The organism is Vibrio metoecus, from assembly GCF_009665255.1.
GTDB classification, from domain to species: Bacteria; Pseudomonadota; Gammaproteobacteria; order Enterobacterales; family Vibrionaceae; genus Vibrio; species Vibrio metoecus_B.
The window spans coordinates 888,135-901,771 of sequence record NZ_CP035686.1; the positions used below are offsets into that span (position 1 = coordinate 888,135).

Consider the following 13,637-nt stretch of genomic DNA (forward strand, 5'->3'; position numbering starts at 1 on the left):
AGTGAAACATGATCTCAACACGGTTTTAATAGTGAAAGCACAAAAAAACAGCATGCTTAATGACGATGATAGTGGTTATACAAATAATCACGGTCGGAAAATACGCGCAGCCACTCGGGGCGGAACACCGCCAAAATGGCGAGTGCCATGCCATTGAGTAGACCTTCAGGAAAGGCAAGTAGAGGGATAAAAATCAGGTAGTTATCCATGATCGTTTTCCAATCATAAGTCCCCATTTCCCAAACATACAGCGAGTTTAGCAACAGATGCAAACTGCCAGTTACGCCGGCATTAAAAAAGCCCGCCACAAAAATAAACACAAAGATATTTCTGGGTAGATAGTGGTAGCTTAAGGCGAAAACTGAGTAACTGATCAATATCGGCAGTAGGCTAGAAAGAAGCAGATATTCTGGCAAGGCTGCAAAGCTGATTTTGCCAACGAGAGCTAGGGCTGTGGTGACAGGTATGGTGATAATAAAAGCACTGCGCCAACCATACATCATCGTCAATGTGGTTAAGGCGAGAAAATGAATGTTGAGACCTTCTTTAACACTGGCTTGTGCTGACCAGAGTAGAAACAGGCCCAGCATCACAAAGTAGGTGAGATGTTGGAAAGATCTATCATTACGAAATTTTGGCCACAGTGTTTGCTGGCTATCTTTTTTCACCAAGAGTAAAACGGCCAAAATAATAATGGTTGAAGCGAGCTGTGCTAATTCCAATCGAGTTACCTAAAAAAAATACCAACCGAAGTGGTTGGTATTTTTTACGATAACGCCGCGAGGTTGAATCAGTATTTTACGTTTGAGTGATACTGCTCAAGGATTGCTACGATTTTATCCATGGTTTCTTTGCTTGGTGGATTCACACCTTCCAATGGGTACTCTTCGCCCATGGCTTCCCATTTATGAGCACCAAGTTTGTGATAAGGCAGCAGTTCGATTTTCTCGATGTTTTCCATGTCTTTGATGAACTCACCTAACTGATGCGCTGAGGCTTCATCATCGGTGTACCCTGGAACTACCACATAACGTAGCCAAGTCTTTTGGCCAATTTGATGTAGGTAGCGGGCAAAGTCGAGAGTGCGCTTGTTGGAGACACCGATCAGATCTTGGTGAATCTCGTCATCCATCTGTTTGATATCGAGCATGACCAGATCAGTTACTTCCAACACTTCGTCAATCACTGGGGTGAACTTACGAATGTAGCCATTGGTGTCTAAACAGGTATGAATACCTTCGGCTTTCGCTGCGCGGAAAAAATCACGCACAAATTCGGGTTGCAGCATGGCTTCGCCACCGGAACAAGTGATACCACCGCCCGAAGCATTCATGAAATGGCGGTACGATTTTGCTTCTTTGATGATTTCTTCAACCGTCACTTCACGACCTGTATGGGTGTCCCAAGTGTCTCGGTTATGACAATACTTACAGCGGAACAGGCAACCTTGTAGGAATACAATAAAGCGGATTCCGGGGCCATCAACAGTGCCACAAGATTCGAAAGAGTGGATTCGACCAATGGTAGACATGAGCGCTTCTCAGTTATGTAATTTGGGCGTTATTTTATTACAAATAGCAGGGATTAAATAGGTTTATCTCTTGGCTAATTTCCCCCTATAGCTAGCAGTGACAAGGGTTCCTGCAGATTTAGGTAAGTTTTTCGTCATGACGTTCTATTTCGCGAGGGATCAATTTGAATGAAAAGTGGGTAAGTCTTGCATCCTAGGTCTAAACTTTTCCTATCAATCATAAAGAGTATCTGTTGTCAGTAAGTAAACTGGTGAAGTGAACAGTGCAGCGATGCAGTATGAAAAAGGAAGTGAAAAGATGGATGTAATACAACTTTCACAAAAACAAAAGATCACCTTATTTATTGTTGTTCTTTGTTTAGGTTTTATTGGGTTGTCTCTATTTACCGAGCGAAGCTTATCCAAAATGAATTTGCAGTATCAACAAAGTGGAGGGGTAACCACCGGTTCTGCTGCATTATTTGCCACCCAAGCTCAGCTGTTTGAATTGGCCTCTGAGCGTGAACACCTCGATTCGAGTAAAGTTGCAGATATAAAAACGCGATTAAATGAGCTCACACAGAAAGTTGAGCGCGATAAAAATTTCCTAGTCAACAACGATTTTTCCAATGAGGGTGAGGTGTTACAGCAGGCGGTACAAGCTTTTATCAGTGATATGCAGCCTTGGCTGCAGATAAAAGGAGAGCTGGGCTTTAATGTTGATGATGGTAAGTTAGCCCTGTTGAAAAGTTTAGCCACTATCATAGAAAAGAAAATTGATGAAACAGGAATGGTAACTATCAACTCTGATTTCCAAGCCATGGTTAAGACTCAGCAAAATTACTTATTGCAACCGAATGAGCAAAATTTGAAACTTTTTAATCGTGCGTTAGCGGGTTTTATCAGTACATCACAATCTTACGCCATGCTGGATCTTTACAAAGCGGAAATTGAACAGTTTAAAGCCACATTTTTACGCGTTAGTGAGCTTTCTCAGCAGGTCAAAGAGATTGAGCAAAAGCTGTTAAGTAGTGAGGCGAAAGCACAGGAGGTGATTGAATCCACCGCTCATCGACTTGAGAGTGTAAGCGAAAGTTATCAAACCCTCGCTGAGCAAGCGGGTAAGCGCACTTTACTGTCTATTCTAGTGGCTTGTGTCATTCTGGCCGTATTAACGATCTTGCTATTCATGATGGTGAGTATGTCTTTAACCAAGGCGCTCAGCCAGATCAAACGGGTACTGGAAAAATTATCATCTGGAGATTTATCACAACGGCTCACGCTTTCTGCTAATAAGAATGATGAGTTCAATCAGTTGGGTCTTGCTGTCAACAAAAGTTGTGAAAACCTCGGCGGGTTGGTGCATGTAGTGCAAGACCGCAGTATTGCTCTATCGGGTGATGCGATCGCTTTAAATCAGGCGATCGATAATCTAGTCAGTAGCCAGTCTGAGGTTATGGATCAAACTCATCGCCTCGCGTCAGCTACTGAAGAGGTCAGCATGACGACTCAACAAGTATCACACTCGCTCGAGGTCGTTGCGAATGTCAGCAAAGCTTCGACGTTGGCAGCTGAAGAAGGGAGCAAAATCATCGGAGTGGCGATTGGCTCGCTACGTGAAGTTGGAAGCATTTTGCAATCGGCAGCAGGACATATCCAACAATTGGAACAAGCCTCTGCCAAAGTCGACTCTGTCATGGACATCATTAATGGTATTGCTGAGCAAACCAACTTATTGGCTTTGAATGCGGCGATTGAGGCTGCACGCGCGGGTGAACAAGGACGAGGGTTTGCCGTTGTTGCTGATGAAGTTCGTAGTTTGGCCGTCAGAACAGTGAACGCGGTGAGCGAAATTTCTGGCACCATCGAAACCATGAAAAAAGAGAGTGCTGAAGTGATCTTGTTCATGAATCAATCAGAACAGACTATGGAAGAGGGGCAAAGTAAAGGGAACGAAGCGATGCAGGCGTTAGCAAGAATTACGCAAGGAACCAACGAGGCTGCATCACAAACAGAGATGATTTTTTCTTCGATTAAAGAACTATCAGAAACAAGTCATGCTATGGCGAAGAATATGACTCATATTTTGAGTGCCATGCGAGCTTTGGAGTCTTATAACAATCAGCTGCGCATGACCAGTGGTGAAGTGGAGATGCGCGCTGAGAGTTTAGAAAACGACTGTCAACGTTTCACGCTGTAGCCACGTGAGTGGAATTTAGAAGAATGCATAGAGAGCAACGTTACCTGTACCGCTGATGGTCTCCTTATCTTCTTTGAATTCGGAGCTGTTAGCGGTAAAGGTTAAGCTGGCACCAAAGCTGCGTGCATACATAGCAAACCCAATCACAGCGGTTGCTTGCCATGGTTCAACATGCACTTGGTAATACTCAGCAGGGTGATCTAACCCGTCTAATGGGCGGTCACCTTCGATAGTAATATCGTTAAACCGGTAACGGCCTTCAATGCCTGTGAACACAAACCAGCCTTGATCCGAGGCCCCGATCATGCCCGGTGTGAACGGGTTTTCAACCGAAATTTGTGCTGCGCCAAAGTTGTTCTCTAAATCGGTTCCCCACCGCAACATCAACCCAGAAGAGAGATCACTGCGAAAATTCCCGGCGTTGACTTCGGTGATGTTCGCCAGTTCTAACGCAGTACCTCCGATGGCTTGATAGCGTCCCCAGTTGAAATGCGAGCGGTAACCTAGGCTGCCAACAAATTTATCGTCGACTTGGTATGCCCAACCGTTCGGTTTATCCGATTTTGTAATATTGTGCACAATTTTTTGCGCATCCTCAGATAAAGCACTTTCACCCGTCATCCCTATGGTCAGATTGAAGCGTTGTGCTTGCTGTGGATGTAGGCTTAGGTAATTGAATTCAGTGTGTAGATAACCGGCATAAGGGCGTTCATTAGGCTGTGGTTTGGTCAATTCAATATCCGAAGGCGTCCACATTTTATGGCCGAGAGTGAATTCCCATTTATCCAAACTGGGTGCTCCCCATATAGATAAACTCAGCGGTTTTGCAAGCCAATAAGGCGTAATGGCTCCAGAGGTATAACTGAGGAAAAGGCCATTGGTGTAGTTTTGATCCACCCCGAATACACCGTCATTATCGATGCTTAGGGTAAAAGTCGGTGTTTGTGCTGCGGCGACGTAAGTGCTGATGAACAGCAAAGGCAAATAGCGAATCGATTTCATGGTTAGTGAACTATGTCTCGGAGATATAAAGAAAAGCCAATGGATCATGCGCCATTGCTGAGAATAAACCTAGTAGAGAAAAGCACAAATGTGCTGTGATATACAGAAAAAAGTGTAGCGGAGTGTGAAAAACAAAAAAGCCCCGTTGAAACGGGGCTTTGAAGAGACTCGCTAAATCTTATAGAGATTCAGTGAAAGTACGAGCGATAACGTCTTGTTGCTGTTCAGCAGTCAGAGAGTTAAAGCGTACTGCGTATCCAGATACACGGATAGTCAGTTGTGGGTACTTCTCTGGGTGCTTAACTGCATCTAGCAGAGTGTCACGGTTCAGAACGTTAACGTTCAGGTGTTGGCCACCTTCAATGCCAGCTTCGTGGTGGAAGTAACCATCCATCAGACCTGCTAGGTTAGCACGTTGTGAACCTTCATCTTTACCCAGTGCATTTGGCACGATAGAGAAGGTATAAGAGATACCGTCTTTCGCGTGAGCAAATGGCAGTTTGCCTACTGAAGTCAGAGATGCTACCGCACCTTTCTCGTCACGACCGTGCATTGGGTTCGCACCTGGTGCGAATGGAGCACCTGCACGACGACCGTCTGGTGTATTACCTGTTTTCTTACCGTATACCACGTTTGAAGTGATAGTCAGGATAGATTGAGTTGGTACTGCATCACGGTAAGTTTTCAGTGAACGGATCTTGTTCATGAAACGCTCAACCAGTTCACAAGCGATGTCGTCAACGCGTGCATCGTTGTTACCGAATTTAGGGTAGTCGCCTTCGATAGTGAAATCGACTGCTACACCGTCTTCGTCACGAACAGGTTTTACTTTCGCGTACTTGATTGCAGACAGAGAGTCAGCGGCAACAGACAGACCTGCGATACCACACGCCATAGTACGACGTACGTCACGGTCGTGCAGAGCCATCAGAGCAGCTTCGTAGCTGTACTTGTCATGCATGAAGTGGATGCTGTTCAGTGCAGTGACGTATTGAGTCGCCAACCAACCCATGAAGTGATCCAGCTTGCCCCATACATCGTCGAAGTCCAGAACTTCGTCCATGATCTTAGGCATTTTTGGACCCACTTGGATTTTCAGTTTCTCATCCACACCGCCGTTGATTACGTACAGCAGAGTTTTTGCAAGGTTTGCACGAGCGCCGAAGAACTGCATGTGTTTACCGATCACCATTGGTGATACACAACATGCGATAGCGTAGTCATCAGACTCGAAGTCTGGACGCATCAGGTCATCGTTTTCGTACTGGATAGAAGACGTATCGATAGATACTTTCGCACAGAACTTCTTGAAGCCTTCAGGCAGTTGCTCAGACCAAAGAACAGTGATGTTTGGCTCTGGAGATGGACCCATGGTGTACAGTGAGTTCAGGAAGCGGAAGTTAGTACGTGTTACCAGCGTACGACCGTCCAGACCCATACCGCCCATAGATTCAGTTGCCCAAATTGGGTCGCCAGAGAACAGCTCATCGTATTCAGGAGTACGTAGGAAACGAACCATACGCAGCTTCATTACGAAGTGGTCGATCATTTCCTGAGCTTCTACTTCAGTGATCTTGCCGGCTTTCATGTCGCGGTCAATGTACACGTCTAGGAAAGTAGAAGTACGGCCAAGAGACATTGCAGCACCGTTTTGAGACTTCACCGCCGCTAGGTAGCCGAAGTAAGTCCATTGGATTGCTTCTTGTGCTGTTTCTGCTGGGCGAGAAATATCGTAACCGTATTTCGCAGCCATCACTTTCATTTGGCCTAGTGCACGGTGTTGCTCTGCAATTTCTTCACGCAGTTGCATGGTCATTTGCAGATCTTCACCGTTTTCGAATCTTTCCTGTAGAGACTTGAACTGTGCCAGTTTGTCTTTCATTAGGAAGTCGATACCGTACAGTGCCACACGACGGTAGTCACCGATGATACGACCACGGCCGTAAGCATCTGGAAGACCAGTCAGAACGCCTGATTTACGACAAGCCAGAATTTCTGGAGTGTAAATGTCGAATACGCCAGCGTTGTGTGTTTTGCGGTATTCAGAGTAGATTTTTGAAACTTGAGGATCCAGTTCACGGCCGTAGGCTTTGCATGAACCTTCCACCATACGGATACCACCGTTAGGGATGATTGCACGTTTCAGAGGAGCATCAGTTTGTAGACCAACGATTTTTTCTAGGTCTTTGTTGATGTAGCCAGCGTCGTGAGCTGTGATGGTAGAGATAAGAGAAGTGTCGAAATCAACAGGAGCGTGAGTTGAGTTTTCCTGTCTGATACCTTCCATTACTTTGTCCCAAAGCTTGTTAGTTGCTTCAGTACCTTCAGAAACTAGGAAAGATTCGTCGCCTTCGTACGGTGTGTAGTTCTTTTGAATAAAATCACGAACGTTAACTTCGTTTTGCCAGTCACCTGCCGCAAAACCTTCCCAAGCTTTAGCAAATTGCTCTGCCATGACATACCTACCTTTATGAGTAGAAAAAACACGTACTGTCTTCGCCGTTGAGCCAGCTATCCCCGAGGGGAGCAGTACACTCTTCAATAACGATATTCAAATGCAATCAGATACTGTTTGAATATGAATATCGCTATTAGTTCCTTTAATGTAGTCACTCTACGCTAAAAAAATTTCGTAAACCTTAAACTAAATCAATAAAAGTTAAAAATTTAAAATAAAGTTTGGGTAGCGCAGTTGCGCTACCCAATCAAGAATGGTGATTACAACCAGGCTTGTAGACCATATTGGCTTTCCAACATGCCCACAGCAAGCATAGCAATCAAACAGATGATAAGCACGCCGCCCGGGATCACAACTTTATCTACGAATGACAATTTTGCTGCGCGCTCTTTGTCTCCGATAAGACCGTTGTTATCCAGAAGCATAGTTAGAGCCCATGCCAGTACAGGGTTCACGACTGCTGAACCAAAGATACAGATACCTGCTGCTTGTGAATCTTTGGTGTTTTTGATCATTTGCATGCCAGCTTCAAGCAGTGGTAGGAATACACCCACTAACAGAGCACAACGCATAACAGGTGGCCATACCGCAGCATCCATCGGGAAGCCAAGGATAGCAATCGTCATCACGAGACAGCCGAGGATGATCGCACCGCCTGGAATTGGGCGTTTGGCAATCGCCGCTGGAATCATGTATGTACCCCAAGATGACGTGATGTTACCACCACCCAATGCGGTACCCACCATTTGGCGAATAGAACACATGGTCATGGTGTCATCCACATCCATCAGCACTTTTTCAGTACGTCTTGGATAGTTCAGCTCTTGGAAGATTCGGTGGCCAAGGAAGTCTGGTGACCACATGGCAACGGCCAGAATGGCAAATGGCAGTGATGCAATGAAGTGTTGCAATGTTGGCATACCCAACATCCAACCTTGCTCAGTGCTGCCCCACCAGTAAACAGGGTTCAGATTTGGCAAGCCCATTTGGGTTTCAAACTTCAGATCAAAACCTGCGCCTAAAGCCAGCGCAATAATCAACCCCGTAAAGGCACACACCGGAATGGCTAACCAGCGTAGGTTAAACTTAGCGAGCAGAGCATAAATCACAATGTTTACACCCAGTACGACTAAACCTATATACCCCATGCTGCCAGCAGCGATATCAGCAGATTGTAAGCCGACGGCCCACTCCTGTATCGACGTTATTTGGCTCATTGTGCCGGTGAAACCGAGGAAAATGAGCAAACCACCTGCTGTTCCCTCAGAGGTGAGGTTCACCAGTTTGGACCCACCTTTGAAGTAACTGAGTAGCAGACCGAATACCCCAAGAAGAATTGCAAGAGCGAGAGGGTGAGCACCGGCGAGAGCGATAGAACCAATCAAAGGGATCATTGGTCCGTGGTTGCCTGCTAGGTTTGCACGTGGGTTTAAGAAACCAGACGCGATGACACAGAAAAATAGGGCAGGGAAGAGCATTTCTACACGAGCGACTTCAATCGCAAACTCTTTACCCAGTGTAATGTGATCCCAAGCTTGAGTTAGGCCATCAGCCCAAGACATCATTACCGCGGAGTACATTGAGATAATGCCGATGGTACCCGCAAGAGCAGGAACTAAATCTTCTAACTCAAAGCGAAAATCTCGCCCAGGTAAGTTGAGACCAAAACGGCGTGGCTTCATGATTTGTAGTTCATGATCCAGATATTCTGAGCGAGTCGCAAACTCAGACGCTGGACGATGAAGCTCCCGGTAGCTTTTCGTCTCAATGTCTGAGCGCTCTTTGTTCATAACGTCTGACATATGATTCCTCATATTTGTAAAAGTAAGTAATTCAGTTGTGAATACTGTTTCATTGCATGAATGAATAAGGTGTTAAAGCGTTTTTGAGAACAGTCAAATAAATCATCTCTAACACAAATACTGATCATTATAATGACCTTATATTTGCGGCGAGTTTAACGTGCTTATCAATAATGTCGATTGATCTTGATCACTTTAAGAATAAATATGAAATAAAACTACACATGCCTAGAGATATCAGGCACATAGGGGTTTTTTACTTTGAAATATTTTTTCATCTTGCGTGTTTTATTACACTTTAATCGGATAAAAATGGCTTAAAAAAACTAAGGGAATTCTGGGTGTCATCAACCCAAGTCTATTTCGCGTGTGACGATGTTAAAAAAATATTAATAAATATTTTGTGGTGAAATGAGTATTTATTGGCATTTTCAAGTTTTATTCACTCGCTAGTGCATTAACCTGCAAATTAAATAACTTTTCAGTCATATTTTCATGGTTAATAATTTGTTGCGCTTGCCTTGGTTGAGTGTTAGCTTGTTTCAAAAATGAACAGTGAAGTTCATCGATAAAACAGGGAGCGTTAGCGCATGACGGATGTACCCGCGCTTGAGATAAAAAGCCTACACAAAACTTTTGGACAGAATGAAGTGCTGAAAGGGATCTCCCTTCAGGCACTCAAAGGCGACGTGATCTCCATCATCGGTTCGTCTGGGTCTGGAAAAAGTACCTTTCTACGTTGTATTAACTTGCTAGAAACACCTACGTCCGGTGAAATTTGGGTTAAAGGTGAGTTGATCCAAATGAAAACCTCACGCCAAGGCATAGTACAACCCGCCAAAGAGAAACAAGTGCAGCGTATTCGTTCACGCTTAGCGATGGTGTTTCAAAGTTTCAATTTATGGTCACATATGACTGTGTTGGAAAACGTAATAGAGGCACCCGTACATGTTTTGGGGGTGCCAAAAGCTCAAGCAATCGAACTTGCTGAGCGTTTATTACATAAAGTTGGGCTTTACGAGCGTAAAGATTACTACCCTGGACACCTTTCTGGTGGTCAGCAACAGCGTGCTGCTATTGCTCGGGCTCTTGCCGTTGAGCCTGAAGTGATGTTGTTTGATGAACCCACATCGGCGCTAGACCCCGAATTAGTGGGTGAAGTGCTAGGCGTAATGCGTGACCTAGCAGAAGAAGGGCGCACTATGCTGGTTGTAACGCATGAGATGGCTTTTGCTCGTGATGTCTCAAATCATGTGATGTTCTTACATCAAGGCAAAGTCGAAGAGCAAGGTAACCCAGAAAAACTGTTTAAAAATCCCGATTCAGAGCGATTAAAGCAGTTTATTTCATCTATTTATTAACGTAGGTGAAAGCAATTGGATTCAAAGAGCTAACGGCATGTATTGCTCGTCACTCTCGGATGTAAATTCTGTTTAATCATTACTAAACACAACATAAAGACAAACAATCACAGGAGTATGGATATGAAAAAGTGGTTAGTTGCGACGGCATTAATTGCCACAACAATCAGTGGTGTCACGCAAGCCAAAGAATGGAAGACGGTGCGTTTTGGCATCGAGGGGGCATACCCTCCTTTTAGTTGGACGGAATCCGATGGTTCACTGAAAGGGTTTGATGTCGATATGGCCAACGCGTTGTGCACAGAGATGAAAGTGGAGTGTAAGATCGTGCCACAAGACTGGGATGGCATTATTCCATCACTGCTCGCACGTAAATACGATGCGATCATCGCGGCCATGTCAATTACTGAAGAACGTAAAAAGAAAGTGGATTTCACGGGTAAGTATGCGTTGATCCCCAATAAATTCATTGCCAAAAAAGGCGCCAACTTGGCCTTTACCAAAGAAGGTTTGAAGGGAGTGAAGATTGGTGTGCAACGTGCGACCACACACGATAAATACATTTCCGATAACTATGGTGATTCTGTCGATATCGTTCGTTATGGCTCATTTGATGAAGCATATCTCGATCTCGCAAACGGTCGAATTGCGGCAGTATTGGGTGATGCATCAGCACTGGAAGAAGGGGTGCTGAACAAAGCGGGCGGTGATGCTTATGAATTTGTGGGTCCTTCACTGACTGATCCTAAATGGTTCGGGGAAGGTTTTGGTATTGCCGTTCGTAAGCAAGATAAAGATTTGACCGAAAAGCTTAACGCTGCGATCACTTCACTGCGTGAAAAGGGCATCTATCAGCAAATTGAAGCGAAATACTTCAAATATGATGTTTATGGTGATTAATTCGCGATTTGATCCCAATCTATGGGATAGCGATTAACGACCTGTATCCGGGCTGTTGGCTACTCGTTCCTGATGTCACCAATAGCCCGACCTTTACCCATAGGGAACGAGAATGCTGAATTTACAAGGTTATGAAGCTTCGATTGCCAAAGGGGCTCTGGTCACCATTGAAGTTGCACTGCTCTCACTATTGCTCGCGGTCATTTTGGGTATGCTCGGTGCCTTAGCGAAAATGGCGCCCTATCGTTGGGCACGCTGGATCGCCACACTCTATACCACCATTATTCGTGGTATCCCAGATTTAGTCTTGATGATGCTGATTTTCTTCGGCGGACAGATCTTCCTGAATAATGGGCTCAGTAGTATTAATGAGTTCCTTAATCAATGGTTCACACAGAGTGATCCTAATCATGAATGGGTATCGTACCTACCTGATTATATTGATGTTAGCCCATTTGTTGCGGGTGTTTTGACCATAGGTTTTATTTTTGGTGCGTATATGGCGGAAACATTTCGTGGTGCGATTCTCGCAGTGGATAAGGGTGAGTTAGAGGCGGCGAAGGCTTACGGAATGAGTTCTGCTATGAGTTTTCGGCGCATTTTATTACCGCAAATGATTCGTCACGCAATCCCTGGATTTGGCAATAATTGGTTGGTGTTACTCAAAACCACGGCTTTGGTCTCGATTATCGGCCTAGAAGATATGGTACGCATTAGTTCACTTGCGGCGGGCTCAACCAAAATGCCGTTTACCTTTTATATGGCTGTTGCGGTTATCTTTTTGTTTTTTACCAGTGTATCCACGGGCTTGCTCAAATTGGTAGAACGCAAGTTCAGTATTCATACGAGGTAGACATGGACTTTTCTCTTATTATCGAAAGTTTACCCGTTTACTTAAGCGGTCTATGGACTACGGTATGGCTGGTTAGCCTCTCATTAGTGATCGGTTTGATGTGGGCTATCCCGCTGGCGATTGCGAGAAATAGCAAGCAGCAGTGGCTGAGCTACCCCGCATGGGGATACATCTATTTTCTGCGTGGGACACCGCTGTTGGTACAGTTGTACCTCATCTATTATGGTATGGACCAGTTTTTTCCAGTGAAAGGAACGCTTTGGGAACATGCGTGGTTTTGTGCTTTGGTGGCGTTCATTCTAAACACTTCCGCCTATACGGCAGAAATTGTTCGTGGCGCAATTAATGGCTTACCTAAAGGCGAGGTTGAAGCAGCAAAGGCTTATGGAATGAGCAGTTGGCAGACCTATAAGAGAATTATTTTACCCAGTGCACTACGACGAGCATTACCTGCGTACAGTAATGAAGTGATTTTTATGCTGCATGGGAGTGCGGTGGCTGGCATTGTGACCATTATGGATTTAACGGGAGCCGCACGTTTAGTGAACTCACGCTACTATGCGCCATTTGAGGCTTTTTTGAGTGCTGGGCTGTTTTATATGTCGCTGACGTTTATCATTCTTTGGTGTTTTAAACAGGCAGAAAAGCGTTTTCTTGCCTATTTAAAACCACGGAGCTAATGGAAGCCCCCATCGTGTGATGTGATGGGGGTAGTCTAACTCACACCGCGACATGGTGGGAATTAGTTAAACGTTGCCCAGATTGGTGCGTGATCCGACGGTTTATCAATACCACGAAGTTCATAGTCAATTCCCGCTTCTTGGCAAGTTTCAGCCAGAGATGGGGTGGCCAGAATGACGTCAATTCGTAGACCACGATTGTCTTCAAATCCGCGAGAACGGTAGTCAAACCACGAAAATTGATCGTTAACATTAGGGTGGAGTTGACGGAAAGTGTCAACCAATCCCCAATCGAGTAGCGTTTGTAACCACTCACGCTCTTCAGGTTGGAATGAGCACTTTCCGGTTTGCAGCCAGCGTTTTCGGTTGGCTTCGCCGATACCGATATCCAGATCGATCGGGCTGATATTGATATCCCCCATGACCACTAAGCGTTCCGTATTACTGCGGTGTTCACGCAGATAAGTCATAAGGTCACGGTAAAACTGGCGCTTGTAAGGGAACTTGGTTTCGTGCTCTACGTTATCGCCTTGTGGGAAATAACCGTTAAGAACCGTGGTTTTGTTACCTTCTTGATCGGCAAACGTTGCCATAATCATTCGTTTCTGGTGTTCTTCGTTATCGGTTGGGAAGCCCTTGATGACTTCCAACGGGGTCTGTTTACACAAAATAGCCACGCCATAATGCGCTTTTTGACCGTGGAAATAGACTTGATAGCCCATAGCTTCGACTTCTTCACGAGGAAAGGCGTCATCATGGACTTTGATTTCTTGTAGGCCAATGACATCGGGCTGATGTTTGTCGATGATAGCTTGCAGTTGATGCAATCTGGCTCTGAGTCCATTGATATTGAAACTGATGATTTTCATTG

General features: G+C 45.0%; 11 protein-coding genes. 5 read left to right on the plus strand and 6 right to left on the minus strand.

What is annotated here, in order from left to right:
- Window positions 1-56: 56 nt before the first annotated feature.
- Window positions 57-722, minus strand: coding sequence for an energy-coupling factor ABC transporter permease (locus EPB59_RS04175; protein ID WP_154171636.1), 666 nt, complete (start codon window positions 720-722; stop codon window positions 57-59).
- Between the two features lie 68 nt (window positions 723-790).
- Complete coding sequence (gene pflA, locus EPB59_RS04180; protein ID WP_000103940.1) at window positions 791-1,531, minus strand: pyruvate formate lyase 1-activating protein; 741 nt, start codon at window positions 1,529-1,531, stop codon at window positions 791-793.
- Between the two features lie 298 nt (window positions 1,532-1,829).
- Between pflA and EPB59_RS04185 the strand changes: the two genes are divergently transcribed.
- Window positions 1,830-3,710 carry a methyl-accepting chemotaxis protein gene (locus tag EPB59_RS04185; protein ID WP_154171637.1) on the plus strand — a complete coding sequence of 627 codons (1,881 nt, stop codon included), beginning with the start codon at window positions 1,830-1,832 and terminating at the stop codon, window positions 3,708-3,710.
- Between the two features lie 15 nt (window positions 3,711-3,725).
- Here the strand turns inward: EPB59_RS04185 and EPB59_RS04190 are convergent, their stop codons facing one another.
- The 3 genes from EPB59_RS04190 to EPB59_RS04200 form a co-directional block, all read right to left on the minus strand.
- Complete coding sequence (locus EPB59_RS04190; RefSeq protein WP_154171638.1) at window positions 3,726-4,712, minus strand: lipid A deacylase LpxR family protein; 987 nt, start codon at window positions 4,710-4,712, stop codon at window positions 3,726-3,728.
- A gap of 178 nt (window positions 4,713-4,890) precedes the next feature.
- Window positions 4,891-7,167: a formate C-acetyltransferase gene (pflB, locus tag EPB59_RS04195; RefSeq protein WP_000840429.1), complete on the minus strand. Its 2,277-nt coding sequence runs from the start codon at window positions 7,165-7,167 to the stop codon at window positions 4,891-4,893.
- A gap of 263 nt (window positions 7,168-7,430) precedes the next feature.
- Window positions 7,431-8,972, minus strand: a complete 1,542-nt coding sequence (locus tag EPB59_RS04200) for a DUF3360 family protein (RefSeq protein ID WP_001286258.1) — start codon at window positions 8,970-8,972, stop codon at window positions 7,431-7,433.
- A 590-nt stretch (window positions 8,973-9,562) separates the two neighbouring features.
- Between EPB59_RS04200 and EPB59_RS04205 the strand changes: the two genes are divergently transcribed.
- From EPB59_RS04205 to EPB59_RS04220, 4 genes are all read left to right on the plus strand, one after another.
- Window positions 9,563-10,333 carry an ABC transporter ATP-binding protein gene (locus EPB59_RS04205; protein WP_154171639.1) on the plus strand — a complete coding sequence of 257 codons (771 nt, stop codon included), beginning with the start codon at window positions 9,563-9,565 and terminating at the stop codon, window positions 10,331-10,333.
- Window positions 10,334-10,456: 123 nt separating this feature from the next.
- Window positions 10,457-11,233, plus strand: a complete 777-nt coding sequence (locus tag EPB59_RS04210; RefSeq protein ID WP_055030323.1) for an ABC transporter substrate-binding protein — start codon at window positions 10,457-10,459, stop codon at window positions 11,231-11,233.
- 112 nt (window positions 11,234-11,345) lie between these two features.
- On the plus strand, window positions 11,346-12,086 hold the full coding sequence (locus EPB59_RS04215) for an ABC transporter permease (RefSeq protein ID WP_000933483.1): 741 nt from the start codon (window positions 11,346-11,348) through the stop codon (window positions 12,084-12,086).
- Window positions 12,087-12,088: 2 nt separating this feature from the next.
- Window positions 12,089-12,766: an ABC transporter permease gene (locus EPB59_RS04220; protein ID WP_055051099.1), complete on the plus strand. Its 678-nt coding sequence runs from the start codon at window positions 12,089-12,091 to the stop codon at window positions 12,764-12,766.
- A gap of 62 nt (window positions 12,767-12,828) precedes the next feature.
- Here EPB59_RS04220 and xthA read toward each other — a convergent pair whose 3' ends face one another.
- Window positions 12,829-13,635, minus strand: coding sequence for an exodeoxyribonuclease III (gene xthA / locus EPB59_RS04225; protein ID WP_055027979.1), 807 nt, complete (start codon window positions 13,633-13,635; stop codon window positions 12,829-12,831).
- Window positions 13,636-13,637 lie beyond the last annotated feature (2 nt).

Coding starts and splice junctions, on each gene's coding strand:
- pflB (WP_000840429.1), bottom strand. CDS start 7,167: ATGGCAGAGCAATTTGCTAAAGCTTGGGAAGGTTTTGCGGCAGGTGAC.
- EPB59_RS04210 (WP_055030323.1), top strand. CDS start 10,457: ATGAAAAAGTGGTTAGTTGCGACGGCATTAATTGCCACAACAATCAGT.
- EPB59_RS04215 (WP_000933483.1), top strand. CDS start 11,346: ATGCTGAATTTACAAGGTTATGAAGCTTCGATTGCCAAAGGGGCTCTG.
- EPB59_RS04200 (WP_001286258.1), bottom strand. CDS start 8,972: ATGTCAGACGTTATGAACAAAGAGCGCTCAGACATTGAGACGAAAAGC.
- EPB59_RS04205 (WP_154171639.1), top strand. CDS start 9,563: ATGACGGATGTACCCGCGCTTGAGATAAAAAGCCTACACAAAACTTTT.
- xthA (WP_055027979.1), bottom strand. CDS start 13,635: ATGAAAATCATCAGTTTCAATATCAATGGACTCAGAGCCAGATTGCAT.
- EPB59_RS04220 (WP_055051099.1), top strand. CDS start 12,089: ATGGACTTTTCTCTTATTATCGAAAGTTTACCCGTTTACTTAAGCGGT.
- pflA (WP_000103940.1), bottom strand. CDS start 1,531: ATGTCTACCATTGGTCGAATCCACTCTTTCGAATCTTGTGGCACTGTT.
- EPB59_RS04185 (WP_154171637.1), top strand. CDS start 1,830: ATGGATGTAATACAACTTTCACAAAAACAAAAGATCACCTTATTTATT.
- EPB59_RS04190 (WP_154171638.1), bottom strand. CDS start 4,712: ATGAAATCGATTCGCTATTTGCCTTTGCTGTTCATCAGCACTTACGTC.